The 25,783-nt window shown below is 58.5% G+C and carries 33 protein-coding genes and 1 pseudogene; 33 read left to right on the forward strand and 1 reads right to left on the reverse strand.

The genetic code is table 11. The features are described 5' to 3' along the window. Positions 1 to 7: 7 nt before the first annotated feature. From AC6I2O_RS01950 to AC6I2O_RS02035, 18 genes and pseudogenes are all read left to right on the forward strand, one after another. Entirely contained in the window at positions 8 to 475 is a 468-nt protein-coding gene (locus AC6I2O_RS01950) for an XF1762 family protein (protein ID WP_497741641.1), read from the forward strand. After that, positions 472 to 993 carry a DUF7768 domain-containing protein gene (locus tag AC6I2O_RS01955; protein WP_497741642.1) on the forward strand — a complete coding sequence of 174 codons (522 nt, stop codon included), beginning with the start codon at positions 472 to 474 and terminating at the stop codon, positions 991 to 993. The genes AC6I2O_RS01950 and AC6I2O_RS01955 overlap by 4 nt, the downstream gene beginning before the upstream one ends. Next, entirely contained in the window at positions 990 to 1,595 is a 606-nt protein-coding gene (locus AC6I2O_RS01960) for a Holliday junction resolvase RecU (RefSeq protein WP_497741643.1), read from the forward strand. The genes AC6I2O_RS01955 and AC6I2O_RS01960 overlap by 4 nt, the downstream gene beginning before the upstream one ends. After that, positions 1,592 to 1,801, forward strand: coding sequence for a hypothetical protein (locus AC6I2O_RS01965; protein WP_497741644.1), 210 nt, complete (start codon positions 1,592 to 1,594; stop codon positions 1,799 to 1,801). The genes AC6I2O_RS01960 and AC6I2O_RS01965 overlap by 4 nt, the downstream gene beginning before the upstream one ends. Beyond that, positions 1,798 to 2,150: pseudogene (locus tag AC6I2O_RS01970) on the forward strand (DNA N-6-adenine-methyltransferase); the annotation flags it as partial. The gene AC6I2O_RS01965 and the pseudogene AC6I2O_RS01970, both read left to right, overlap by 4 nt. Positions 2,151 to 2,282: 132 nt before the next feature. Then, positions 2,283 to 2,492: a hypothetical protein gene (locus AC6I2O_RS01975; protein WP_497742506.1), complete on the forward strand. Its 210-nt coding sequence runs from the start codon at positions 2,283 to 2,285 to the stop codon at positions 2,490 to 2,492. Continuing rightward, on the forward strand, positions 2,493 to 2,858 hold the full coding sequence (locus AC6I2O_RS01980; RefSeq protein ID WP_497741645.1) for a hypothetical protein: 366 nt from the start codon (positions 2,493 to 2,495) through the stop codon (positions 2,856 to 2,858). It abuts the gene before it with no gap. Next, positions 2,858 to 3,514, forward strand: a complete 657-nt coding sequence (locus AC6I2O_RS01985; RefSeq protein WP_497741646.1) for an ASCH domain-containing protein — start codon at positions 2,858 to 2,860, stop codon at positions 3,512 to 3,514. The genes AC6I2O_RS01980 and AC6I2O_RS01985 overlap by 1 nt, the downstream gene beginning before the upstream one ends. Positions 3,515 to 3,526: 12 nt before the next feature. Further along, positions 3,527 to 3,781: a hypothetical protein gene (locus AC6I2O_RS01990; RefSeq protein ID WP_497741647.1), complete on the forward strand. Its 255-nt coding sequence runs from the start codon at positions 3,527 to 3,529 to the stop codon at positions 3,779 to 3,781. 61 nt (positions 3,782 to 3,842) lie between these two features. Further along, positions 3,843 to 4,499, forward strand: a complete 657-nt coding sequence (locus AC6I2O_RS01995) for a hypothetical protein (RefSeq protein WP_497741648.1) — start codon at positions 3,843 to 3,845, stop codon at positions 4,497 to 4,499. Next, a complete protein-coding gene (locus AC6I2O_RS02000; protein WP_497741649.1) occupies positions 4,483 to 4,899 on the forward strand; it encodes a hypothetical protein in 417 nt (138 codons plus the stop codon). Before AC6I2O_RS01995 ends, AC6I2O_RS02000 begins: the two co-directional genes overlap by 17 nt. Then, entirely contained in the window at positions 4,889 to 6,226 is a 1,338-nt protein-coding gene (locus tag AC6I2O_RS02005; protein WP_497741650.1) for a site-specific DNA-methyltransferase, read from the forward strand. Before AC6I2O_RS02000 ends, AC6I2O_RS02005 begins: the two co-directional genes overlap by 11 nt. Positions 6,227 to 6,248: 22 nt before the next feature. Next, positions 6,249 to 6,746 (forward strand): DUF1492 domain-containing protein, encoded by a 498-nt coding sequence (locus AC6I2O_RS02010; RefSeq protein WP_497741651.1) that lies wholly within the window; start codon positions 6,249 to 6,251, stop codon positions 6,744 to 6,746. A gap of 198 nt (positions 6,747 to 6,944) precedes the next feature. Continuing rightward, positions 6,945 to 7,637 (forward strand): hypothetical protein, encoded by a 693-nt coding sequence (locus AC6I2O_RS02015; protein ID WP_497741652.1) that lies wholly within the window; start codon positions 6,945 to 6,947, stop codon positions 7,635 to 7,637. 291 nt (positions 7,638 to 7,928) lie between these two features. Continuing rightward, positions 7,929 to 8,522, forward strand: coding sequence for a protoporphyrinogen oxidase (locus AC6I2O_RS02020; protein WP_497741653.1), 594 nt, complete (start codon positions 7,929 to 7,931; stop codon positions 8,520 to 8,522). Further along, positions 8,506 to 10,443, forward strand: coding sequence for a phage terminase large subunit family protein (locus tag AC6I2O_RS02025; protein WP_497741654.1), 1,938 nt, complete (start codon positions 8,506 to 8,508; stop codon positions 10,441 to 10,443). The genes AC6I2O_RS02020 and AC6I2O_RS02025 overlap by 17 nt, the downstream gene beginning before the upstream one ends. A gap of 12 nt (positions 10,444 to 10,455) precedes the next feature. Beyond that, a complete protein-coding gene (locus AC6I2O_RS02030; RefSeq protein WP_497741655.1) occupies positions 10,456 to 10,725 on the forward strand; it encodes a DUF6148 family protein in 270 nt (89 codons plus the stop codon). Positions 10,726 to 10,855: 130 nt separating this feature from the next. Beyond that, positions 10,856 to 12,289 carry a phage portal protein gene (locus AC6I2O_RS02035; RefSeq protein WP_497741657.1) on the forward strand — a complete coding sequence of 478 codons (1,434 nt, stop codon included), beginning with the start codon at positions 10,856 to 10,858 and terminating at the stop codon, positions 12,287 to 12,289. A 77-nt stretch (positions 12,290 to 12,366) separates the two neighbouring features. Here the strand turns inward: AC6I2O_RS02035 and AC6I2O_RS02040 are convergent, their stop codons facing one another. Further along, positions 12,367 to 13,500 (reverse strand): IS4 family transposase, encoded by a 1,134-nt coding sequence (locus tag AC6I2O_RS02040; protein WP_172510146.1) that lies wholly within the window; start codon positions 13,498 to 13,500, stop codon positions 12,367 to 12,369. A gap of 61 nt (positions 13,501 to 13,561) precedes the next feature. Between AC6I2O_RS02040 and AC6I2O_RS02045 the strand changes: the two genes are divergently transcribed. From AC6I2O_RS02045 to AC6I2O_RS02115, 15 genes are all read left to right on the forward strand, one after another. After that, positions 13,562 to 13,882, forward strand: coding sequence for a hypothetical protein (locus AC6I2O_RS02045; protein WP_497741658.1), 321 nt, complete (start codon positions 13,562 to 13,564; stop codon positions 13,880 to 13,882). Beyond that, complete coding sequence (locus AC6I2O_RS02050; RefSeq protein WP_497741659.1) at positions 13,866 to 15,110, forward strand: head maturation protease, ClpP-related; 1,245 nt, start codon at positions 13,866 to 13,868, stop codon at positions 15,108 to 15,110. Before AC6I2O_RS02045 ends, AC6I2O_RS02050 begins: the two co-directional genes overlap by 17 nt. Next, complete coding sequence (locus AC6I2O_RS02055; protein ID WP_497741660.1) at positions 15,110 to 15,490, forward strand: head decoration protein; 381 nt, start codon at positions 15,110 to 15,112, stop codon at positions 15,488 to 15,490. The genes AC6I2O_RS02050 and AC6I2O_RS02055 overlap by 1 nt, the downstream gene beginning before the upstream one ends. Positions 15,491 to 15,506: 16 nt before the next feature. Next, the gene (locus AC6I2O_RS02060) at positions 15,507 to 16,586 is read left to right on the forward strand and encodes a major capsid protein (protein ID WP_497741661.1); all 1,080 of its coding nucleotides are present in this window, start codon (positions 15,507 to 15,509) and stop codon (positions 16,584 to 16,586) included. A 26-nt stretch (positions 16,587 to 16,612) separates the two neighbouring features. Then, the gene (locus AC6I2O_RS02065; protein ID WP_497741663.1) at positions 16,613 to 17,056 is read left to right on the forward strand and encodes a hypothetical protein; all 444 of its coding nucleotides are present in this window, start codon (positions 16,613 to 16,615) and stop codon (positions 17,054 to 17,056) included. A 12-nt stretch (positions 17,057 to 17,068) separates the two neighbouring features. After that, complete coding sequence (locus AC6I2O_RS02070) at positions 17,069 to 17,377, forward strand: response regulator receiver protein (RefSeq protein ID WP_497741664.1); 309 nt, start codon at positions 17,069 to 17,071, stop codon at positions 17,375 to 17,377. Between the two features lie 4 nt (positions 17,378 to 17,381). Next, entirely contained in the window at positions 17,382 to 17,699 is a 318-nt protein-coding gene (locus AC6I2O_RS02075) for a hypothetical protein (RefSeq protein ID WP_497741665.1), read from the forward strand. Positions 17,700 to 17,710: 11 nt separating this feature from the next. Further along, positions 17,711 to 18,340, forward strand: coding sequence for a hypothetical protein (locus tag AC6I2O_RS02080; RefSeq protein WP_497741666.1), 630 nt, complete (start codon positions 17,711 to 17,713; stop codon positions 18,338 to 18,340). 15 nt (positions 18,341 to 18,355) lie between these two features. After that, positions 18,356 to 19,828, forward strand: coding sequence for a phage tail sheath family protein (locus AC6I2O_RS02085; protein ID WP_497741667.1), 1,473 nt, complete (start codon positions 18,356 to 18,358; stop codon positions 19,826 to 19,828). 14 nt (positions 19,829 to 19,842) lie between these two features. Further along, on the forward strand, positions 19,843 to 20,352 hold the full coding sequence (locus AC6I2O_RS02090; RefSeq protein ID WP_497741668.1) for a phage major tail tube protein: 510 nt from the start codon (positions 19,843 to 19,845) through the stop codon (positions 20,350 to 20,352). A gap of 69 nt (positions 20,353 to 20,421) precedes the next feature. Next, positions 20,422 to 20,850, forward strand: a complete 429-nt coding sequence (locus AC6I2O_RS02095; RefSeq protein ID WP_497741669.1) for a hypothetical protein — start codon at positions 20,422 to 20,424, stop codon at positions 20,848 to 20,850. Between the two features lie 120 nt (positions 20,851 to 20,970). Then, positions 20,971 to 24,219: a phage tail tape measure protein gene (locus AC6I2O_RS02100; protein WP_497741670.1), complete on the forward strand. Its 3,249-nt coding sequence runs from the start codon at positions 20,971 to 20,973 to the stop codon at positions 24,217 to 24,219. After that, a complete protein-coding gene (locus AC6I2O_RS02105) occupies positions 24,212 to 24,460 on the forward strand; it encodes a tail protein X (protein ID WP_497741671.1) in 249 nt (82 codons plus the stop codon). The genes AC6I2O_RS02100 and AC6I2O_RS02105 overlap by 8 nt, the downstream gene beginning before the upstream one ends. Further along, positions 24,457 to 25,428, forward strand: coding sequence for a phage late control D family protein (locus AC6I2O_RS02110; protein WP_497741672.1), 972 nt, complete (start codon positions 24,457 to 24,459; stop codon positions 25,426 to 25,428). The genes AC6I2O_RS02105 and AC6I2O_RS02110 overlap by 4 nt, the downstream gene beginning before the upstream one ends. After that, positions 25,428 to 25,775 carry a hypothetical protein gene (locus AC6I2O_RS02115; RefSeq protein ID WP_497741673.1) on the forward strand — a complete coding sequence of 116 codons (348 nt, stop codon included), beginning with the start codon at positions 25,428 to 25,430 and terminating at the stop codon, positions 25,773 to 25,775. The genes AC6I2O_RS02110 and AC6I2O_RS02115 overlap by 1 nt, the downstream gene beginning before the upstream one ends. Positions 25,776 to 25,783 lie beyond the last annotated feature (8 nt).

The raw sequence follows: 25,783 nt of genomic DNA on the forward strand, positions 1-25,783 counted from the left end.
ATCGGCTATGGAACTAACACCGATCACGCTCAGGCAGGCGCAGGCGTTCGTATCTGAGAACCACCGGCACAGCACAGCACCACAGGGCCACAAGTTCAGCATAGGACTGACTGAGGACGGCGAGCTGATCGGCGTCTGCATAGTGGGAAGGCCGACCGCCCGACACATGGACGATGGCCACACGGCCGAGGTGCTTCGGGTGTGTGTGCTGGAAGGCAAACCAAACGCCAACAGCATGTTATACGGCGCAGCCGCGAGAGCCTGCAAGGCTATGGGCTACAAATCAGTAATAACCTACACGCTACCAGAGGAAAGCGGCGCAAGCCTCCGAGCCGCTGGCTTCGTAGCAGAGGGAAAAGCAAAAAAACGAGCAAATGGCTGGGACACTCCAGCAAGGAGGCGCTCGCTACCGGAGAAATACCCGGAGGGCGAGAAAATACGCTGGAGGATCAGCTGGAAAGGAGCAAAAACATGAGAGACAGACTTGTTTATATATGCTCCCCATGCCGGGGAGAAATGGAGAAAAACATCATCAAGGCGCAGGGCTACTGCCGAGAAGCTGCGGAGCTCTGGCCGGACGTGTTGCCAATCGCGCCGCACGTCTACTGCACGCAGTTCCTCGACGACACCAACCCGCAGGATCGGGCCGTCGGCATGGACATGGGGATCTCGCTGCTGAGCATGTGCGACGAGCTCTGGGTGTACGGGATCGACAATCCGAGTGAAGGTATGAAAGCCGAGATCGCCTACGCTGAGGAACACGGGATCCCCGTCCGGGACGCTGCGGACGTTTACCGGGACAAAACCGGCGAAAACCGGGACACCGAGCTGGGCGACGCGCTGATCGTCCTCCCCTCCCACGTCGGCAACCTGAACGGCGTCGCGGCCATGGAGTCCACCACCGTGCGGATCTCCGGCGAGGCCGTCGTGGATCTGGCGATCCAGCTCAGACGCCACCGCGGGCATGACATAACGCTGGAGGCGGATCAATGAGCTGGGACACGATACCGGGGAAAAACCGCGAGGGCTACCCGGATCCGACAGCAGCGACCGCTCTCGCAAATGTGCAACGAAGCCAGCGCGGGCTCCAGAGCAAGCGGGCCGGGGAACACTTCGAGAACCTGATCGCCGCGAGCCTGAACTGGTACAAAGACAAGGGCGTGGCCTACGTCGAAAAGACACCGGAGCCTATGCGCCCTCTCCGACCGCCAAACCGGCAGGGCCAGTTCCTTGCCTGCTACATCAAAGCCGGACAGCCTGATTTTAAGGGCACCCTCACCGGAGGCCGCGCCGTAGTATTCGAGGCGAAGCACACCGACAGCGACCGGATCGAGCAGAGCCGCCTCACCGACGAGCAGGTGGCAAGCCTGACCGAACACCACCGCCTCGGCGCTGCTGCCTTCATTCTGGTGAGCGTGGGCCTGCAAGACTTTTTCCGGGTGCCATGGGAAGTATGGCGCGACATGAAGGACATATACGGCCACAAGCACATGAAGCTGGCCGAGCTGGAGCCCTACCGGGTGCAATATATCGCCGGAGTGCTCAAACTGCTGGAGGGCGTCGAAGCCGCCGAGTATCGGGAGGTGAACGAGTGAGCGACTGGGAATACACAAACAAGCAGGCGCGGCCGGAAACTGTAACCATTAACGGCGAGAACTTCCTGAAAGTGCCGCAAATATCAAGAAAACGATCAGACGGGAGCCGCGAGGTACACCCCACATTTATAAATAACGGGACGGCATGTAGCTATATTTACCAAGGTGGAGACGTGCCGTTTCAACCGAAAGGAGTAAACACATGAATGACGCATTATTAAGCAGTAAAAAGCTGGACTGGTGTACTCCGGCCGACTTTTTCAAGGAGCTGGATCAAGAGTTCCATTTTGACCTCGATCCGGCAGCAACCACAAAGAGCGCCAAGTGCGCGAGATATTTCACACCGACCGACGACGGCCTGAAAGCCGATTGGGGGGGTGCTGCGTGTTCTGCAATCCTCCATACGGGCGGCAGATCGGCGAGTGGGTACGCAAGGGCTACGAGGAAAGCCAGAAGCCCGGTACCGTCGTTGTTATGCTCATACCGGCCAGAACGGACACGGCCTATTTCCACGACTATGTATTCCATGGAAAAGCCGACGAGGTGCGCTTCCTACGCGGGCGGCTCACATTCACGGACGAGGACGGCAACCCGACCACAGACGCCAAGGGGCGGCCCTGCTCCGCTCCCTTCCCCTCTGCCCTCGTTATCTGGCGCAGCCCGGATAAGGGCCAGAGCCTCCGGGACATGGTGCTGGATCTGATAAAGAGCGAGCCCCTGACGGCAAACGAAATCGCGGCCACCCTCTCCGACCGGGGGCAGCAGGTGAGCCGCAGCGACGTGGGCCCGATCCTCACCAAAGCGCAGGCAGCAGGAAAAATCAAGAACGCCGGAAAGCGGGCGTGCAGCGTGACGGGGCGCTCCGCAATCGTCTGGACGGCAGAAAGCGAGGGGTAAATGGAATTTTTTGATTATGGCATTGTGAAGGTAATAAGTGAGGAACGCCTGAGCCGCGTCGTCCGGGTGAGAATGATCCGCGACTTCTACGACGGGAAAAAGGAAGTCACGGTGGGCTTTTTCCTCGCTGAGTGGGAGGCATACAAGAGCCGCGGAAACTACCCGGAACAAAGGGTACTCGACGAACAGGGGATCTCCTATTATGAAAACATGCCGGACTCCGAGTGGTACAAGTCGCGCCATGACGCAAAGCTGAAAGACTTCACAGACGAGGAAATCGTCGCAGAGTTCAACAGACGGCTGAACGACACCTTATTCCACAAGATCGGAGTAGAAAGCCGGGCAATCATCAAGGAGGCGAGATAATGAAAACAATCACGGTATGGCAGCCATGGGCCGGAGCTCTGGCTGCCGGTATCAAAGAAAACGAGACGCGGAGCTGGGCCACAAAATACCGGGGCCCGCTCGCGATCCACTCGGCCATGAAGGCCATACAGCACACATGGAGCGACCTCTATATGAACGACGAAGCGCGGGAAGTAATCTGCAGGCGGCTGGAGCTGCCGGAAATAATCGACGGCCCCGAAGCCTTCCCCATGGGCTATATACTCGCCACCGGCGAGCTCGTGGACTGTATCAGGATCACGCCGGAGTACGTCGCCACACTCTCCCCGGACGAGCTGGCACTCGGCGACTACACGCCGGGCCGGTATGCGTGGAAGCTGGCGAACGTCAAGAAGCTGCCGGAGCCAATACCTGCAAAGGGCAGACAAGGACTCTGGAACTGGGAGGCGCTGCTGCTGAGGCATAAAGGCCGTGACAGCTGGGATCGCCCGGTTTACGAGGACGAAACCGGGAAACTCTGGAAAGACGTTGAGCCGGGGGCCAACTGCGGGCCGAAATTGTGCAGCGCTCTGTATAATGCCTTCGACGGAGAACCGGACACTCCCATGGAATACATGAAGAAATACAAGGACGTGCCGGTGGTATTCCTGCCGGAGCGTGACACATGGACATGGTAAGGAGGAAACGCCATGAATAGAAGCACATGCAAGAGCTGCGGGGCGGCAATCGTCTGGATCCGCACCCGCTCCGGCCGTTCAATGCCGTGCGACGCCAAGCCGGTGAACTACCGCACGAAGCCCGGAGGAAGCACCAAGCTGGTGACGCCCGCCGGGGACGTGATAAGCTGCGAGCCGGTGGACGATCCGGCAGAAGCTACCGGCTGGGGCTATGTTCCCCACTGGAGCACCTGCAACGCGCCGGACAAATTCAGGAAAGCAAAGTAAACCAAAAGAAAGCAAATAAAAGCATAAAAAGCAAATGCTTTTCAAAAAAGGAGGCAAACACATGGACTACAAGCCGAAAATCATCAAAGGAACCGTAAAGGGCACGGGCTGGCCGATCGACGGCCACACGATCCACTTCTCCCTCTGGGACTACGACAACCACGAGAGCTGGCACCTTTTTGGCTGGGACGACGCCGACGACGAGGCCGTCATGCTGACGATCTGGCAGACGGAGAACGAGGCGGGCCTGAGCCTCGACGACACTCTGGAGGACTTCACGAAGCGCTGGAAGGCAAAGGAGTGGGAGCCGCAGGGCGTGTTCTGTCTGGATCTCGACAAGGTGGAAGTCGTCGAAGTCGTGCAGGAAGAAGTCAAGAACGACACCCGCGAAAAGCTCCGGGAAAAAGGCTTCGACCTGACGCCGAGGAAATACACCGACAAGGGCGGGATCCTCTGCCTGCCGCTCGACAAGAACCTGAACGGCGACGTGCAGGCCAAGCACCCGGACTGGGTGCCAATCGCCTGCCCGAACTGCGGCCGCAAGTGTTGGAAAATGCCGGAGGCCGACAAGCTCCAAGCGGCGCAGGGCGTGTCACTTCTCTGTACGGAGTGTGCCGTCAAGGCTGGATTTTTAAGCCCGTACCAGCCAAACAACGCACCGCACCCGGAGGGGAACCGGGCCCAAAGAAGGAGGGCAAAACGTGAAAGAAAGAAGTAACACAAGCCGCATATTTGACAGAGCGTGGGCCGTGATCGCAGCACTGGCGGCCCTGCTGCTGCTTTTCTGTAAAATGAGCGGGCGGCTGGCATGGAGCTGGCCGGGCGTAGCCCTCGGCTATGTGGGTATCATGTGTTCGCTCATGCTCTGCTGCGTACTTCTGGCAAATGCCGTTATACTGGCCTGCAAGCTGCACCGCTGGAACCGCACCCGGCGCGTAATGAACCGGATCCGAAAAGACTTCAACCTTCTGGCCCGTGGTGAAGTGCTGGACAAAATCGCCGTAAAGTACGGGCTGAGCCGGGCACCAGACGAAACAGACAAGGAGCTGCGCGAGCGGATCCTTCAATTTGCCAAAAAGCCGTACAAACCGAAAGGAGGGACAGCCAATGGACTATAAAACAGAAGCAGAGCCGAAAGCATGGGCCGACGGCGTGCCGGTATTCTGCGCCCACGACGCGATCGTGGACGTGGCAAAGCTGGTGCCGAACCCGAAGAACCCGAACCAGCACCCGGACAGCCAGATCCAGCTACTCGGCCGCATAATCAGGCAGACCGGCTGGCGGCAGCCGATCACCGTCTCGAAGCGCTCCGGCTTCATAGTAAAGGGCCACGGCCGCCTCGCTGCTGCCCTGCTGGAAGGCGTGAAGGAGGCACCGGTGGACTACCAGAACTACACCACCGAAGCCGAGGAATACGCCGATCTGGTGGCCGACAACCGGATCGCGGAGCTGGCCGAGACGGACAACAAGCTGCTGGCCGACATTCTGGCCGATATTGACACCGGCGAGATCCCCATGGAGCTGACCGGCTACACCGAGGACGAAGTGGCAAACCTCGTCACCGCACTGTCTGAGGCTCTACATAACGACCTCACAGAGCCGGACGAAATACCGGACACCCCGGAGCCCGATCAGGTAATCACTCAGAAGGGCGACCTCTGGATCCTTGGCCGCCACCGTGTCGTCTGCGGCGACGCCACAAGCGAAAAAGACCGGGAGCTGCTGCTGGACGGCGCACACCCGGAGATCCTGCTGACCGATCCGCCCTACTGCTCCGGCGGCTTCCAAGAGTCCGGGAAGTCCACCGGCTCCATAGGGACGAAGCAATCGGACGGGAAAGGCGGCTACACCACGCCGACGATCAGCAGCGACAACCTCTCAACACGCGGCTATCAGGTGCTAATGAAAACCATACTCGGAGCCATTGACGTGAAGGTGGCGTACATCTTCACCGACTGGCGCATGTGGGTGTATTTATTCGACCTCGTGGAAGGCTCCGGCCTCGGCGTGCGGAATATGATCGTCTGGAATAAGAAAAGCCCCGGCATGGGGAACGGCTGGCGGGCTCAGCACGAGCTCGTCATGTTCGCACACCGGACAAAACCGAAGTGGGATAACCACAAGGGCTACGGCAACGTGCTGGAGGCCACACGCTCCGGGAATGAGCTGCACCCGACGCAGAAACCCGTCGAAATACTGGAGAAGCTGCTGGACAATACCCAGTGGGCTGAGGGAGTGCTCGACACGTTCGGAGGATCAGGCACAACGCTGATCGCGGCCGAGAGTGTCGGGCAAGCGTCGTATATCATGGAAATGGAGCCCGGCTTTGTGGACGTAATCGTGCGCCGGTACATTAAGACCACCGGCAAAACGACCGGGATCCGGCTATTCAGGAAAGGCAAGGAGCTGGCCCGTGAGCAATTCGAGGAAATGTTCGCGGAATAGCAGCAAAAAGGAGGTGGAACCCATGAGCCAGACCAAGAAGCCAAAGGAAACCGACGAGGTAAAGAAAAAGCTGGAGCACTACGCGACCTATCAGCGCCGGATCGACAACCTGATCGAGCGGCTGGAGTATCTGGAGTCCACCATGGGCTCCGCTTCCACTCCGAACCTCTCCGGCCTGCCAAGCGGAGGCGGCGACGGCTCCAGCAAGACCGAGCGGCAAGTCCTCAAAAAGCTGGATCTCGAACAGCAGATCCGGGACATGATCGCGGCCGAGGCTGCGGAGCGCAAAGAGCTGGAGGCCATGATCGCCCTCATGGAGAAGCCCGACGAGCAGACCGTCATAGAAATGCGGTATCTCGACGGCGCGAAGTGGTGGGCGATCAGCGCTGCGCTGTACGGAAATGAGGCAGACTACGACGAACACGAAAAGCGATACCTAAAAAGGACATTCAAAATTCACGGATCGGCCCTACAAAGCCTCGCAAGAATAGACAAGGCACAAACACCCGCCGAAGAATAGAAAGGCCCGCCACGGGGCGCACACGCGCTCAGGCGGGCTCTTTTTCTGCCCTCTCCGACCGTCCGGGGGACAAAAGGGGATAAAAAGGGATAAAAGGGGATAAACCCATGTGGTAGTCTGTACAACAGCGAAAGTCGTCTGGAGAGCTCTCACGCCTCTGGGCGGCTTTTTACATGCACCAGAAAGGAGGCCAGCCGCATGAGCGACCTATTCAACGCAGGCCCGGCAAGGCATACGCGGGGCAGCTTCTCCGTGTCGCTATCAGGTGGCGGCGAGGTGGCGAAAAGGCTCCAGAAGCTCCGGGACGGCGGCGAGGTAGCAATCAAGCGCACCGTGTCCGACTTCACCAGCAGAGGGCCCGGCTGGGTATCAAAGGGGATCCGCGAGCACTACGGCGTAGACACGGCCGCCATAAAAGAGGCAGCCAAAAGGCCGAGCCGCGGGCATACCTCGATCCGAGTCGCTGGCGTTTCCGTGGACGGTGCCACGCTGGAGTATAAGGGCCGGACGCTGACGCCGATCCACTTCAAAATGAGCCCGAAGCAAGCGCCCACGGCCAAGCAGAAAAACCCGATCAGGATCCCCGGCCAGCTGATAGGCAACGGCTCACCCGTCGCCATGGTAAAGCCGCCGAAGCCCTACACCGTAAAGGCGACAATCATCAAGGGCCAGCGGGCAGCCATGAGCTCCGACACCTTCCTGACAGCAGGGAACGGCGGCGTGGTGCTGCCATACCAAAAGAGCGGGGACGAGCGAAAGCCGATCGAGGCCGTGCACACTCTGTCCGTGCCTCAAATGATAGACGGCCGAGCCCGCGAGACAATCGAGCAACTGATTGACACCAAGCTGGGCGAGCGCTTCAACCACCACATAGAGCAGGCCATGAGGTAGCCCACCAAGGGCACCCACCAGAGCCACGCCACGAGGCCATACAAGGACGCCAAGGCACGAGGCCAAGGAAGAACCCACAACCAACAGCAAAGGCCGCCAGCGGGCCACAGAGAGGCCCACGAGGGCACGCAAAGCCCGGCCCGACGACCGAGCCGAGCCGACCGACCGCCGCAAGGTACTGTGACGGCCGCAAAAGCCCTGCGGTGCTTGCGAGCCCAAAAGACTCGCAGACGCGAAAAATTTTTTTCACCCCACTTTGCTTTGCATACCCGACGGAAAGGAGGCGAGGCCATGGCACAAGCGAAGAAAGAAACGGCGCAGGAAGTGACCGGCTATGTCAAGGTGGCCGAGGTGGCGAAAACCCTCGACATGACGCCTCAGTGGGTGCGCGACCTGACAAAAAAGGGAGTATTCAAAACCCACACCGTAGCGCCGGGCGAGCGCTATTTTCTGCCGGAAACCATAAAGGCATACGTCAACTATCTGCGGGAGCTTGCAAACAGCAAGGCCAAACCGGCCGACACCGTGAAGGCCGAGGCTGACAAGCTCCGCGCTGAGGCTGACCTCAAACAGAGCAAGGCCAAGATCGCAGAAATGCAGCTCAAAGAGCTGGAGGGCAAAATGCACCGCAGCGAGGACGTGGAGGCGGCGACGAACGATCTCGTCTACACCACCCGCAGCATGATCATGGCCCTGCCCGGCCGCCTTGCTATGGACGTTGTGCAGGCAAAGACCGCAGCCGAAGCCTCGGCCATTATCCGGGCCGAGTGTTACAAAATCCTGAACGAGCTCGCGGGCTACCAATACGATCCCGAAGTATATAAGCGGCGGGTAAGGGATCGCGAAGGCTGGGGCGACGCACTCGCAGATGAAGCCGACGACTAAAAAGGCCGCGAGGCAGCTCAACGCTGCCATGGCCCCGGCCGTCCAGAACTTCAAGCCACCGGAGGAATTAACGGTGGCAGAGTGGGCCGACAAACACCGCCGCTTGTCGCCTGAAACCTCAGCGGAGGCAGGCCCGTGGCGCACGTCGCGGACGCCATACCTCCGGGAGCCCATGGAGGCGTTCACGGATCCAAAAGTCCACAAGATCGTCATGGTGGCAGCTTCTCAGGTGGGAAAGTCCGAGCTCGAATTGAACATAATCGCGTACATTATCGACCAAGATCCGGGCTCGATCCTTTTCGTGCAACCGACACTGGAGGACGCCAGAAAGTTCTCCCGGATCCGTATCGCTCCCATGATACGCGACAGCAAGACACTGAGGGAAAAAGTCTCGGACGTAAAGGCCAAAGACTCCGGGAACACAATACTCCAGAAGTCCTTCCCCGGCGGTATGCTCACGATCACCGGCTCCAACAGCGCCTCGGCGCTGGCCTCTACCCCCTGCCGCTACATCATAGGCGACGAGCGCGACCGCTGGGCCATAAGCGCCGGTACCGAGGGCGATCCGTGGGCTCTGGCTGAGGCCAGACAGACCACGTTCTACAACGCGAAGGCCGTCGAGGTATCAACGCCGACCATAAAAGGCGCGTCCAATATCGCGGACAGCTACGAAAAAGGGACACAAGAGCGCTGGTGCCACCAGTGCCCGGAGTGCGGCGAGTATGGCGAAATCATATTCGATCGGATCCACTACAAGCACACCGTCAAAAAAGTGCGCGGGAAAAAGGTTTACAGCATAGACGGCCCGATCACATGGGCCTGCCCGCATTGTGGCTGTATCAGCGACGAGGAAACCATGAGGCGGCAGCCTGCGAAGTGGATCGCCGAGAACCCGGACGCATACGCCACCGGCGTGCGCTCCTTCTGGCTGAACGCCTTCTCGTCGCCGTGGACACCATGGGAGAAAATCATACTTGAATTTCTCCAAGCCAAAGACAACCCGCAAAAGCTGAAAGTCGTCTACAACACGAAGCTGGGCGAGCTCTGGGAGGATCGCGGCGGCACAATCGACGAGGACACCATGCTGGCCCGCCGGGAGGACTACGGCACCAATGCCGACGGCTCCCCGGTGGAGCTGCCAGAGGGCGTGCTCGTCCTGACGTGCGGCGTCGATACGCAGGACAACCGGCTGGAGTACGAAGTCGTGGGCCACGGCTACTATGGCGAAACATGGGGCATAAAAAAGGGCTACATCATGGGAAAGCCGGACACCGACGCCGTGTGGCAGCAGCTTGACGACGTGATCGGCCACGTTTACCGCTTCAAAGACAGCAAGCGGGGGCTGCGGATCTCGATCACCTGCGTGGACTCCGGCGGCCACTACACCCAAGAGGTGTACCTGCGCTGCCGGGAAAGGAAAAACAAGCGCGTCTTTGCTATCAAAGGCAAAGGCGGCGACGGGATCCCCTTCGTGACACCGCCTTCAAAAGTCAAGATCGTGGTGGATCAGCAGGTGATCGGCCGGTGCTGGCTTTACACCTTCGGCGTGGACGCTGGCAAAGAGTCGATCATGTCAAGCGTGCGGGTGCAGGAACCCGGCGCGAGGTATTGCCACTTCCCCCGCGGGGAGTCCTACGGCTACGACTCGTATTACTTCAACGGCCTGCTGTCTGAAAAGCTGGAGCTCACCCAAACCAAGCGCGGCAATAGCTGGGCGTGGGTGAAGATCCCCGGCCACGAACGAAACGAGGCGCTCGACTGCCGCAACTATGCGCTGGGCGGTTTTCGTATCATCAACCCGGACATGGAGGCCGTGGAGCGCAGGCTCAAAAACATGCCGGATCCGCAGCAACCGAAGAAAGCTGCAGCACCGAGACAGCGCCGGACGAACACGGCGGCGCAATATTTTGACGAATGGTAAGGAGGCAACGCCATGAGGCGAACACGCGAAGTTATTCAGGCCGAGCTCGAACAGACGCGCAAGCGGCTGGATCGCTATCTGGCCCGCGAGGACGACATGCTGGACAAAAACGGCGTCCAGAGCTACGGGATCGGCTCCAGAAATCTGCAACACTACAACACCGCACTCAAAGACGTGCAGGACATGATCGAAAAGCTCCGCGCCCGGATCCGGGAGCTGGAGGCAGAGCTGGCGGGCAGCAGCCCGCGGCGAGCGGTGGGCGTCGTCCCCCGCGACTGGTAACGGGTAAACGCCGGGATCCCCGGCTTTACTACGGCACGGCCGGAGGGAGTTTTCGCTCCTTTCCCCCTTCGGCTGCTGCCGTTTTTTATTACATGCCAAGGAGGTGAGAAAAATCAGGTACGACAAGAAAATGGGAATGTATCTGCCCGACAGCGTGCGCCCACAAAACAAGGGCTACGGCGAGGCCGGGGCCAGCTGGAGCAAGCGGGCCGTGAAAGGCTTCAACGCGCCGAGCGGATCCGCGCATGAAGATATAGACTTTAACAATTTTACCATGAGGCAGCGGGCCCGCATGTTATACATGGCCGCGCCCGTCGCCACCTCCGCGATCAAGACCAACCGCACAAACGTGGTAGGCGTCGGCCTGCGCTTGAAAAGCAGGATCGATCGCGAAGTGCTGGGCCTCACACCAGAACAGGCAGAGGCGTGGCAGAAAATCACCGAAAGGGAGTTTACACTCTGGGCCGGTGATAAAAGGGCCTGCGACGCCACGGGCATGAACAACTTCTACGGGCTCCAGCAGCTCGCGCTTGTGTCGTGGCTGCTCTCCGGCGACTGTATCGGCATTATTAAGCAATACGACACCACGCCGCTGCTCCCCTACTCCCTGCGGGTACACCTGATAGAGTCCGACCGGATCGCAACACCGGGCGGCTACGGTGCCGGAGGCTCGATAACCTTCACCACCGGAAAGAACACAGACACCGGGAACACCATATACGACGGCGTGGAGGTGGACAAAAACGGCATGGTGGTGGCCTATCATATCCGCAGCACATACCCCTTCGAGATCGGGGCACCGACGACGACGTGGGCCCGCGTGCTGGCGTATCAGGAACACACCGGACTCCCCAACGTGCTGCACGTCATTGACACCGAACGGCCGGATCAGTACAGAGGCGTGAGCTATCTCGCGCAGGTGATCGAGCCGCTGCTCCAGCTCAGGCGCTACACAGAGTCCGAGCTCATGGCTGCGGTGGTGGAGTCGTTTTATACTGCCTTCATCAAGACGCAGGCACCGACGGACGAGAACCCGTTCAACCAGACGGATCCCGACATGCCGGGCGAGCCAAGAGGCCCGAACGAGTACAGCATGGGCCCAGGCCAAGTCAACATCATGGCACCCGGCGAGGACGTGGAGTTTGCAAACCCGACGCACCCGAACGGCAGCTTCGACAAGTTCGTGACTGCTATGTGCGCTCAGGTGGGCGCGGCTCTGGAAGTCCCGGCCGACCTGCTGCTGAAACAGTTCAACAGCTCGTACAGCGCCAGCCGTGCGGCTCTGCTGGAGGCGTGGAAGGCGTTCAAAATGCGCCGGGAATGGCTGGCCGACGACTTCTGCCGCCCGTGCTATGAAATCTGGATGAGCGAGGCCGTGGCCCGTGGGCGTATCTATGCGCCCGGCTTTTTCACGAACCCCGCAATCCGCGCCGCATACCTCGGTAGCGAATGGCTGGGCCCGTCTCAGGGACAGCTCGATCCGGTGAAGGAAATCACCGCGGAGATCCTCGCGTGCAGCGAGGGCTATTCCACCATAGGCACTAACTTAACAATATTTGAATAAGCTGCTGTCGGATTTTTCTTCGTTTTTCAATAAATGACATCTTTATAAGTTCCAGAATGTCAATAGACATTGACACCTTATCTGGAAGTATCATCATGAAAATTATAAATGACACCAGCTTGGTCTCTCTCCATATACTCCGGTTCCCTTCGGATGTTCCAAGAGGGGGAAAAATCAATATCCCCAAGATATTTTTCAGTGAGAAGCGACAGCAGGATTTTCCCATTAATCCAGACCTCCCCAGCTTCTTCTGTCTTCGTCGGGATATTGCCTAATTGAAGCAACGATTTCATTCTTTTAAACACAAGCTCAATCTGCCAGCGCAGACGGTAACAGGCAAGAATCTTCTCCGCAGAAATCTCTGCCGGCAGAGAAGTAATTACAAACATATACCTGTGAGTAAATTTTGTGTCTTCACTATATTTTTTCTGCTTTTTACTTTCCAGACGCTCTAACCGCTTTGCTTCTTCCTCAATTTCTTCCTGTGTTTTCTTTATTGCGCAGATCCTCAATGGAATCCGCTTTTTACCGCTCCCATTTATATATACCACGCATTCAGCAGCTCTTTCACCAACGCTCTCAAGCCAGTTGGAGAGTGTTATCTTCTGCCCGCTGTCATCATACAGGTTAAATGCCTTATTTTTGAGCCGTATAATAAAATCAGCCTCTGCGTTCAGACAATGCTCTATGCTTTTTATTGTGCCATATGCGCGGTCCGCTATGACCAGGCAGCCTTTGTCAAATGAAAAATTTTTCAGGCTTTCCCCTGTGGACTGTTCTGTTATTCTAAACTGGCTGCAGGTCAGAGAAAACAAATCTACAGCATAGTGCAGATGCCACAGCCTTTTTACAGCCCCTTTTTCCACAATATCAGATGCGTCCACTGCAAGCACCTGATAAGCTTTAAGCCAGTCAGGCTTTTTATAATGCATAATTGGATTTGGGAGAATGTTTTCCGCCAGCCATTTTATCCAGTCCCTGCACTGGACAAATTTTTTCATAAAAGCAACATCGCTGATCTTTCCAATACCACTTAACAAAGCAAACTGGCTGACATCAACCAGAGATTTATTGCCGGAAAGATAAAATAAGATCAGCCGCAGTAAATCCAGCGGATTTTTTATCGTTCGTTTTCTTGTAATCGCTTTCTTATCAAAACAAGCCTGTTCATAGCCTGACGGCAGTAATTTTATTAAATCATTTGTATCCATAGAATTCACCTCTGTTTGATTATAACAGAAATTTTATGGATTTGCATTAAAGTTAGTGCATATGGGCTATTCCACCCACGAGCAGAGCACGATCCGCCTCAATGGCGGCCAGTGGGACGCCAACGTCGAACAGCTCCAGCGCGAGAACGAAAAGCTCGGCGGGCAAGCGCCGGATCCTCACCAATCTGGAGGCGGCACCGGCGGGCAGGACGAGGAAAGCCCGGAGGGGCCGCAGGAAGGCGAAGAACCGGCCGAGGGGGACAATAACCCGCACAACCCTGAAACGGCCCGCAGACGGGGCGCTCAGGCCCTACGCGACCTCGTAATAAGGGAGCAAATAAAACAAGCCATAGGAGGGCAAGCCAATGAGAACAAAACATAACCGCCTACGCATGGGCCCAGCAGCGGCCCCGCAGGCACCACCCGCGACAAAGTTCTGGAACGTGGCAAGCGTCGGCGAGGACGAGGGCGAGATCACCCTCTACGGCGACGTAATGAGCCAGCAGCCCGTTGACTGGTGGACGGGAGAACCGGAGCCGGGCCTCTACATCACCCCGGAGGGCTTCATGGAGGATCTCGCGGCCGTCAAGGACAAAGGGCACATCACCGTGAAGCTGAACAGCTGCGGCGGCGACCTCTACACCGGGATCGCAATCCACAACGCGCTGAAAGCACTCAGCGGAGAGGTGAACGTCGTCGTGGAAGGTATCGCGGCCAGCGCCGCCAGCGTGATTATGTGCGCCGGTGACACCGTGACCGTGTACCCCGGATCCCTCGTTATGATCCACGGTGTAAGCGTCGTGCTCTGGGACTCCCTGAACATTCAGGACATGAAGCAGCTGATCAAGGGCATGGACGCCAGCGAGCGGGCCGTCGCTGAAATCTACAACGGCAAGACCGGCCTCGGAGTGGACACCCTGCGCGGCATGATGACAAAAGAAACGTGGATGACCGGCCGGGAGGCTCTGGACAAGGGCTTCGCGGACGCTATCAAGGAGGACGAGGACGATCCCGACATGAGCATGAGCTCCGATCGGAAAGTCCTTTTTGTCAATGGCGTGCGCCACAATGTCGAAGGGCTGCACAATGTACCGGGAACTATCCCGATCCAAAAAAGTGCTAAACCGGCAGCAAGACCGGCAGCAAATAAAAGGCCGACCAATAAGGCGGCGAAACCAGAAGGAGGAAAAAACCACATGACACTCGACGAACTGAAAGCTCAGGAGCCTGATCTGGTAAGCCAGATCGAGCAGGCCGCGGTGAACGCAGCACAGGCTCAGACCACCGACGCGGTGACGGCCGAGCGCCAGCGCCTCGCTGCCATTGACTCGATCGCGGCCTCTATCCCCGATCAGCAAATGGTACACGACGCCAAGTACGGCGAAAAGCCCTGCACCGCTCAGGAACTTTGCTTCCGCGTTATGCAGCAGAGCGCAGCGGCGGGCCAGCAGTTCCTCACGAACTACGCGGCCGACGGCAAAGCCTCGAAGGCAGCCGAAGTAGGCGCAGCACCTAACGGCGGCGCTCCGACCACTCAGGCCGAGCAGGACGCAGCCGACATTCAGGCAGTAGTCGCTGCCTACAATCAGACCAAAGGAGGCGCGAAATAATGAGCAAGAGACTGGACGAAACTCTGGGCTATGTAGGCCCTGACAACCTGATCGCCGACATGTACCCGCCCACGGACGTGTTCAGCGTAAAGCTGAAAGCCGGGCAGGGCGAGCTCCAGCGCGGCACGCTTCTGGCTGCCGGAGCTGACGGCAGCATGGAGAAGATCAGCACCGCAACAACCGGCAAGGCCAACGCCGTGCTCTCGGATCCCGTGGACACCGGCGACGCTGAGGGCGAAGCAGTACCCGGTATCGCCTACCGCACCGGACACTTTAACACCAACCGGCTGATTGTGGCCGAGGGCTACGAAATCACGGCAGCAGACAGAGAGGCGCTCCGCGTCGCGGGGATCCTGACCTCTGACGCCGTGGAAATCTAAGAAGGAGGACAGACAAATGGCTTTTAATTACTACGACACCCACACGCTGCTTGCTTCTGTCAAGCAGCTGGCACCGCTTCACACCTTCCTGCTGGATCGCTACTTCCCCACGAACGCAGCGACCGACATTTTCGCCACCGACGACGTGCTGGTGGAATACAAGAAGGGCCACAAGAAGGCGGCCCCGTTCGTCGCTCCCCGCAAGGGCGGGATCACTATCCTGCGCGACGGCTACACCATGAAGCGCTTCACGCCTTCCTATATCGCGCCGAAGCGTCCCCTCACCGTTGACGAGCTGAAAAAGCGCGGCTTCGGGGAGGCGCTTTACACCACCCTGACGCCTCAGCAGAGGCAGGGCGTCATTATGCTGGGCGACCTCGACGAGCTGCGCGGCATGAACAAGCGCCGCAAGGAGGCCATGGCCGCCGAGGTGATTTTCACCAACGGCTGCATTATGGACGAGTATGTGGACGACCTGCACACCTTCGAGGAACGCGAGGTGCGCTATTATGACGGCAGCACCAACCCGGCGATCTACACCCCGGCCGCTGACTGGACGACCACCGAGGCGTCCGGCAAGCAGATGATCAGCGACATGGCCGCCATGATCTCCATGCTGACCTCCCGCGGCTTGCCTGCCAGCGACGTGCTCGTGGCTCCTGACGTGGCCGACATTATTCTGGCGAACGAGTGGATCCTGAAACTGCTCGACAACCGCAACTACCAGATCGGCGGCGTGGATCCCGAAGCGCTCCCGACCGGTGCGACCAAGATCTGCCGCCTGAATGTCAAGGGACACATGGTGGACGTTTTGAGCTACGAGGACACCTACACCGAAGTGGACGGCACCGTGAAGCCCTTTATCCCGAAGGGCAAGATCGCGGTGGGCGCTCCTGCTGCTGGCCGTACCGTTTACGGCGCGATCACTCAGGTGGAGCAGTCCGACGGCGAGTTCCACACCTACACCGGCGTGGACGTGCCGAAGTATCTCAGCGACGCAAAGCACAACGTCCGCGAGCTGACTCTGAGCTCTGCGCCGTTGTGTATGCCTAACAATGAGAACCCGTTTATCACCGCCACAGTAGTGAGCGAATAAGCCACCCGGCAGAAAGGAGCAAAACCATGAAGAAAATTAGAGTAACCCGCGGCGGCTGCGGTATTACCTACACGGACGCGCACGGAGTAAAGCGCCACGCGCTCAAAATGCCGGAGGACGGCCCCTTCGAGTGCGACGACGCTCAGGCCGACCGGCTCGTCCGTCTGGGTGTGGCCGCCTATGTAACAGCAAAAACGCCGGAGGCGCAGCAGGAACCGGAGGAAAACGAAGATCAGGATCCGCAGGAACCAGCCAAAACTACGGGCCACCTCGACGCGGCCGAGCTGGAGAGCTGGGAATACAACCAGCTGAAAAAGCTCGCGGCTGACATGGGGGTGACACCGAAGGGCAAGAAAAAGGCTGACCTGATCGCGGCGATCACGGCCGTGGAGGTAACGCCCGGCAGCGAGGTGGAGTCCGACGACGAGGACGACAACCCGCCGGAGCTGGGCGCTGCCGATCCGGAGTAAGGAGGTAAGACCATGATCAGAATGATAAAAGGCACCTATGGGCTGAAAGTGAACGGAGTCGTGGAAGCCATGACGAAGCGCTCGGCCCCCTTTTCCCTCTCTGTTGAGCGCGAGGCCGAGCTCGTAAAAGCTGGCGTCGCTGCCTATGTGGAAGAAACCGCAGAGGAAAAAGCCCTCAGCAACATGAAAATGGCCGAGCTCCGCAAGACTGCTGCAGCGTATGGCGTAGACGCCAGCAAGTGCCGGAGCAAAGGTGAGGCAATTAAACTGATCGAGGCGGCAAAGGCCAAGGCCAAAACCGCCCAAAAGTCGGGAGAATAACCCTGTGAGCTTCAAAGACCAGATCCAGCAGGATCTCGACGCCGTATTCCTCAACACGGACGAGTTCGCAGAGCTCCACCGCATAGAGGGGAAAGAGATCCCCGTCGTGGTGGACAACGATCAGCTGGTAAAGCTCAAACAAGGCCAGATCCTCGGACTTGTGGAGGCTGACCTGCTGCTCATGGGTAAGGAGTCCGACTTTCCGGCCGATATGGAGCCGGGCCGACTCCTGAACGTGGACGGCAGGGAGCTGATCGTGGCGACCTCCGGCACCGACATGGGGCTCATTGAGGTGGCGCTACGCCAAAACAGAACCGGATAAGGAGGTGCAGCATGTTACTGGTGGAAAGCATTGACAAGGTGGTGGCATGGCTGAACGATAACGTGTGCAGCCAGATCCAGCTCAAACTCCCGGACGACTTCAAGAACGACAAGGAGTACGGCGTGGAGTATGTGCAGCCTGCCGCCTTCCCTCTTTACACGCCGGGGAAAGACCGGCTCCCGCCGAACGTGCGGGCCCCGATCCCTTCTGTCTGCGTGCAGCTGACCGAGGGCAGCGACGACCTGCTCAAACGGCAGCGCAGGCTCCAGATCCGGCTCTGTCTCGCCTGCTGGAACCCCGGAGAACACGGCGGGGAAGTATTACACCCCCGCAAAAATGAGAAAGCCGTCGGCGGGTATTCCTACTACCGGCTGACGGGAGAAGCCGCGAAAACGTACACCCGCAATATGGAAGGCTGGAGAGACTCGTTCAATTTTGCCGACCTCGTGCTGCGGGAAATCGAGGGCGCGGAATATATCGCAGGCCACCGGCTTGTAAAGGAGCAGGGGATCAAGTTCGGACTGTTTACCGAGGACGGCAATATCTGGGACTACTACCCCTACTGGCACAACTGGATCACCTTCACGCTGGAGGCAGGCGTCACGGCTCCAACGCCGCGAGAATATGAAAATCTTTTATAACAAGGAGGCAAAACTATGGCATACCTACATGGCGCATACGGCGAGATCCTCGCCAGCAAAACGACCTCGGCCAAACAAACCGACGCCGTACTGGCCTATATCGGCACGGCACCGGTGAACTTGATCCGGGGCTATGCTGAGAAGGATCTCGTCAACATGCCGCTCAAAATTCAGAACATGGGCGAAGTGCAGGCCAATCTCGGCTACGCAACCGACTGGGACAGCTTCACCCTCTGCGAAGCCTTCGCAGAACATTTTGACAATACCGTGGAAAACGTGGGCCCGATCTACGTCGTGAACGTGCTCGATCCTGACGCCCACAGAGACACCGAAAAGACCACCAAGACGCTGACCTTCAAGAACAACCGGGCAGAGTTTGAAAGCTCCGACATTATTCTGGACACCTTCGCGATCGCGGACATGGCCGAGGGCGTGGACTACACGCTGAGCTATAACTACGCGAAGGGGGCCGTCGTCGTGCAGCTTCTCAAAACGCCTACGGCGGCTGACGTGTCCTGCACCTATAACACAGTGGACGCTTCGGCCGTGGTGCCTGCTGACATTATCGGCCAGCAGACCGAGGAAGGGGAATACACCGGCCTCAGCTCCATGGCTCTGCTCTACACCAACTTCAACGCCGTGCTCAATTCTCTGGCGGCTCCGGGCTGGAGCCACTACCCCGAAGTGTATCGGGCTATGGTGAGCACCGTCCAGAAGCTCAACGGGCACTGGGACGGCTTCACCCACGCCGACATTCCTCTGGTAGACGACAAGGGAAACAAGATCGACACAAAAGCCAAGGCCGACAAGTGGGCCGAGGATCACGGCTACAACAGCGAGCGCAGCAAGATTTACTGGCCGCAGATAAAGGACGGCAGCGGCCGCGCCTTCCACCTCTCCACCGTCGGCGCTGCCACTATGCTGCGTGTTGACCTGAGCCACGACGGGATCCCCTTCGAGTCCCCGTCCAACAAGGAGATCATGGCAACCGCTCAATACTTCGGCGAGGGCTCCAAGAGTAAGGGCTTCGACCAGCAGGCGGCCAACGCCCTGAACGAGCGCGGGATCACAACGGCCTGCTTCTGGGGCGGGAAGTGGGTGCTCTGGGGGCCTCACACGGCGGCCTTCAAGTACAACGGCGACATGGACGCCCGCGCGATCTTTGACGTGAATATTCGTATGCTGGAGCATATCACCAACAGCTTCCAGCTGGATCACGGCACCGAGATCGACAGCCCTATGACGCCACAGGACAAAGACACGATCCTGAACTTCGAGAAGCAGAAACTTGACACCCTCTGCGGGATCGGGGCCCTGATCGGCACCCCGACGGTGGAGTTTTTGGAAAGCCAGAACCCCACCAGCGACATGATGAACGGGGACTTCGTGTGGGACTTCGCCGTCACCAACACGCCGCCGTTCAAATCTGGCACCGCCCGCGTGTGCTACACCGACGAGGGCTTCACCGCATTTTTCGGTAATGAGTAAGGAGGTGCAGAAAAATGGGAAAATGGTTAGACATTAAAGGACCGGTAGTGGCCGACACGGTTTACTCCGGCGGCGTTCTGGTAGCCAAGGACGTGTCCTTCACGCTGCCGGGCATTGAGTTTTTAACGGCTGACGTTCAGGCCATGGGTAACTTGACCGTGCCGCTGATCGGGCTTCTGGAGAACATGGAGCTCACGATCACGAAGATCGGCGTGGACATGGGCCTCAGCCGCCTGAGCAAGCTCGAAAAGCAGAACCTTGAGTTCCGCTGGGTGCAGAACGTCGTCAAGTCCGACGGCTCCCAGAAGAATGAGGGCTGCAAGGCGTTTGTGCGTACCCTGCCGGGGGCGCTGCCGGAGCTGGGCGTCGAAGTAGGATCCGCCACCGAGGCAGAGAACACCTACAACGTGACGCGCCAGCAGATTTACACGAACGGCACCGAGTACATGTGCGTGGATAGGCTCAGCCAGATCCTCCGCATTAACGGCAAGGACTACATGAGCGAGATCAACAATCTGCTTTAATCAAATAACAACGGGCCCGCCGGACTTTGCACTGGCGGGCCTTCACTTTTCTGAAAGGAGCCCAAAGGCATGAAAGAAAAAAAGAACAAATTCGAGGGCACTCTCACCCTCAAAAACCCGATCATGATCGACGGGAAGGAAGTCAAGGAAGTGACCTACAACTCGAACGAAATCGACGGGATCCTTTTCGCCACGGCTGAGGCCAAGAAAAAGGCAGCCGCAGGCATGAAGAACACGACGATCACCCCGGCGGCCGAGTTTGACGTGGGCCTCCACTTGTACCTCGGCTTCGCTGCGATCGTGGCCGTGAACCCGTCCTATGACTTCGCCGACGTGGAGCGGATCAAGGGGCGCGACGTGGTGGAGGTAATGGCGATCGGCCGAAATTTTATTCTCACGTCGGAGCAGGAACAACCGGAAAGCGGCTCCGGCGAGCCTACCGAGACTACGCCAGAGTCTACCACACAAGCACGTCCGACCTCGAAAGAAAAAGAGTAACCGACTTTATTCTGGAATACGCGGAGGCGGCCGAGGATCTCGCGGAGGAACGCAAGCGCCAAGAGAAGAAACGGCCGCCAATAAGCCGGAGGCCCAAGCATGTGAAACGGAGGTGAGGACATGGCGGGCAGAGCTTTACAATCCACAATAGAAATCGCCGGTACCCTCAGTCCTTCTTTACAGCAGGCGATCCGGCAGGCCGTTGACCGGCTGGAGGAAATGAGCGAGGAAACGCTGGAAACCGCCGGGGCGGCCGCACGGCTGGCCGACGAAATCAGCACGCAAGAGTCCGTCCTCAGAAACCTGCAAAGAGGCTACGCCGATTTTATCGTGAGCGGGCAGGAAAGCAGCGACGAGGCCCGGCAGCTCGCCGATCGGATCCAAGACCTATCCGACGAACTGGACGAGAACCGGGACACCCTCGAAGCCGCCGAGCGTGCCGCCAGAGACTTGATCGACGCGCAGGACGACACCGGCGACGCCTACGAGGCCCTGCAAAAAACCATAAGCAAGCAGCAGGGCGACCTCGAAGCGCTGCAACGGGAATACGCCAACCTCGTGCTCGAACAAGGCGAAAGCTCCGACGAAGCTCAGCAGCTCGCGGGGCGGATCGGCCGTCTGTCCGGGGAACTGAACGAGAACCGGCAGAGGCTCAACGACGCGGAGCAGGCCGCCGACCGGCTCGGCGACACCATGGAGGACGCCGGGCAGCAGGCCGAGGACTCCAGCGAAGGCTACACCGTTCTGAAAAATGTTATTGCTAACCTTGCAACCGAGGCGATCGACAAGGCGGTGGAAGCCTTCAAGGAACTGGCGACCGAAGGCGACACCGCTCTGGCTATGCTGGAGGCCCGATCCGGGGCCACGGCCTCCGAAATGGAGGGCTTCGAGGACGTTATGTACGAGGTTTACAACGCCAACTATGGCGAGAGCCTCGGCGACGTGTCCGAAAAGCTCGGCACCGTGATCCAAATGACGGACGACCTCGACAACGCTTCGCTGGCGAAAATCACCAAGAACGCGATCGCGCTGGAGGACGTGTTCGGCTTCGACACCATGGAAAGTATGCGGGCCGTGAACAGCCTCATGGATCAGTTCGGCATAACCTCCGAGCAAGCCTTTAATCTCGTAGTGCAGGGCGCACAGAACGGGCTCAACCAAAACGACGACCTTCTGGACACGATCAACGAGTACAGCGTCCAATTTAAGAACGCCGGGTACAGCGCCGACGACATGTTCAACATGCTGGCGAACGGCGTCGAGTCCGGCACATGGAGCGTCGATAAGCTCGGCGACGCGGTGAAGGAGTTCAACATCAGAATGAGCGACGGATCCGCGAAGGAAGCCGTCGAAGCTCTCGGCTTTTCGTGGGATAAGGTATCGGAGGACTGGAGCAAAGGCGGCGACAGCGCCAAAGAAGTGTTTAACATGCTGGTGAACGAGCTCGACGGGCTGGAAAACACCACCGAAGGCTACAACATAGGCGTGGGCCTGCTGGGTACTATGTACGAGGATCTGGGCCAAGACGCCGTGCTCGCTCTTTCCAACACCGAGGGGGCTATAAACAGTGCCTCGGACGCTATGGCACAAATGGACGCCGCAGCCTATGACACGCTGGAGAGCTCCCTCTCCCAGCTGGGCCGGACGGTAAAGGCCGAAGTGGTGCAGCCAATCGCCGAGGAACTGACGCCCGCTATCAAGGACGCCGTGAACTTCGTCAACGACCGAGTTGGCCCGTCGGTGGACTGGCTGCTCTCCCACCTGCCAGAAGTGGGCATTGTGCTGGGAACGATCGGCTCCATAGTCGCCGCTATGAAATGGGGATCCATAACAGCGCAGCTCGGCAAGCTCTCCGGGGGCTTCTCCAGTCTTATGAGTGCGCTCGGAAAGATACCGGGCCCAGCTCTGGCGATAATCGCCGTAGTGGCCGCGCTGGCTGCTGGCTTCATGTACCTATGGAAAACAAACGAGGACTTCCGCAACAACGTGACAGCCGTATGGGAAGAACTGCAAGGCAGCTTTTCCGAACTGGGCGGCACGATCAGCGAAATGCTAAACCAACTCATGCCGCTGATCTCACAGATAGCAAGCACGGTCTTGACGGCCTTCGGCCAGATAGCCGCGGCGGTGCTGCCCGTGCTGATCCAGATCATAGCTGAGATCCTGCCGGTTATTATCGACCTGATCAACAAGCTGCTGCCCGTCCTCACCACGATAATTGAGAGCGTCCTCTCTGTTCTGGTGGACGTAATCAACCAACTGCTGCCGCTCGTTATGCAGATAATCGAGGCGGTGCTGCCCGTGCTGCTCCAGCTCGTGCAGACGCTACTCCCGATCATCACTCAGATCGTGGACGCCGTGCTGCCGGTGCTGATCCAGCTCATTAACGCAATACTGCCGATCATCACGCAGATAATCAGCGCGGTGCTGCCGGTACTGGTGGAAATTTTGAACGCACTGACGCCGATCCTCAACATGGTGATCTCGCTATTGCAGCCAATTTTGAACCTTATTATTTCACTGGTGACGCCGATCCTCAACCTCATAATGACGGCGATCACTCCGCTGATTGAAATATTCACGACGCTGATCTCGTCGATCCTCCAGCCAATCATGCCGATTTTGTCGGCGGTGGCGAACGTGATCACCTCCGTGCTGGGCTCGGCCATTCAGGCGATCCAGCCGATTATTCAGGGGCTAACCTCTGTTTTCCAAGGGCTGATCGACTTCATAACCGGCGTATTTTCCGGGAACTGGAGCCAAGCGTGGAACGGCGTCGTCCAAGTATTCGGCGGGCTCTGGGACAGCCTCGTCGGTATCGTGAAGGCACCGATCAACGCCGTGATCGGCCTGATAAACAAGGCGATCGGGGCTCTGAACGGTATTAGCGTAACCATTCCCGACTGGGTGCCCGTCGTAGGCGGTAACACCTTCGGGATCAATATCCCCACCATACCAATGCTCGCGGCCGGTGGATTTACCGACGGCGTATCAATCGCGGGCGAGGCAGGCATGGAGGCGGTGATCTCATTCGACAAGAGATACCGCTCGGAGAATATAGCAATCTGGGAAAAAGCCGGTCAAATGCTCGGAACCCTCGGCGACTCTGCCGGGGAAGGCGACGGGCTAACGAGTACAGCCGGGAAACTGCTCACGCTGGACGACTTCTCTCTGGGAAGTCTGGCGAACGACGCCAGCACCGTGATCTATTATGATTTTTCCGGCTTCACATGGAGCCCACAGATCCAGACGGGAGGCACCGGCGACGACACAGACGACTTCATGGCCCAGCTCAGGGCACACGAGGCCGAGTTCTTCGACTGGCTGGAGGAATTTATTCAGGCAAGGGAGGTGGCCGCTTATGCGTAGAGTGACAGCCTACAAGGAATACACCACGCGCGAGGGCGACACCTTCGACGCGCTGGCGCTCCAACTATACAACGACGAGAGACTCGCCCACTACATCATAGAGTTTAACCCCGACTATGCGGACGTGGTGATCTTCGGCGCGAATGTGGCCCTCCGGCTGCCGATCGTCGAGGACGCAGAAACGCCGGAAACTCTGCCGCCGTGGCGTCGGGGCGCTGAGGACAGCGAGGACTCAGCATGAATTTTTTCTACAACGGGACGGACATTTACAACGACGTGTCGGTGAACTACTGCGTGCATGAAATGTTCGCGGAAAAGCAAGCCGACACGCTCGTGATCCGTTTCAATGACACCAAGGGCGTGTGGAGCAAATGGCAACCGGCAGCCGGTGACACGGTGCGCTTCAAGGAAGGCGCGAGCGACACCGGGAAAATGTTCATTCACTCCATGAAACCCGAAAACGGGCTTTTCACAATCCGGGCCATGTCAATGCCAAAGACCGGCCAGATCCGAAAGTCCAAAAGCTGGGAGGGCGTGCGCTTCCTGCAACTGGCGAACGAGTTCGCCGCAGGCCACGGCCTCGACTTCAAGAACTACGGCTGCGCGGATCAGCTGTACCCGTACATTAAGCAGGAAAACGAGAGCGACTTCGCCCTGTTCTCCCGCCTCTGCACGCTGGAGGGCTGCCAAATGCTCATATTTGACGGGGCCCTGCTGGCCTACAATGAGCAATACATTGAGGGCCAGCAACCGGCGGGCAGTCTGGAGATAGACGAAAACGGCGTTTTCACCTATGCCGACGACCGCGAGGCCATGTTCGGATCCTGCGAGGTGGCGGGCGGCAGCTTCTCCGGCAAATTCGTGGCCGACGCCGCGAACAGCGTCGTGCTGCGGCCGAAGTCAATCATGGAAGCGTCGCGGGCGGTGACGGGGCTCCCCGCCTCAAAAGACCGGCAGGCGCTCCAATGCACCAGCAACGCAGAGGCAGCCCGCTTCGCCAAGGGCCTGCTCCGAAATGCCAACAAATACGGCCGGACGGGGCAGTTCTCCAAGGCTCTAATGACGGGCTATGCTGCGGCCAGTCTGGTGACACTCAGCACCACGAAGGCAAGCATGTGGGACGGCACCGTGTTTGTGTATAAAGTCCGGCATGACTTCGTGGGGAACAAATCAACCGTTTATTTCAGGGATCTACTGGAGGGCTACTAATGGGAAACATCAACAAGGGCACGATCGCGGGCATAGAAGGAAACACAGCCCGCGTGGTGCCTTCTGACGCAGGCACAAAGCCTACGGCCAAAATCGTGATCCCGTGGCACCTCAGAGGCGACACGGGAAAGCTCACAAAGGGCACGGCCGTGGTGTACGTCGAGTTTGACGACTCCACCGGGCTGCTGCTGGGCCGTGCTGACGGCGAGTGGGGCGAATACCTGCCGCGCCTGACAGCAGGAACCATAACGGCAGCCGTGCCCGACGGTGACGTGACGGCCGCAGGCATAAGCCTGAAAAAGCACGCCCACACCGGTGTGCATGGAGAAACCAGCGGGCCGCACTAAAGGAGGGA

Source organism: Blautia sp. St.27G3, from assembly GCF_059728505.1.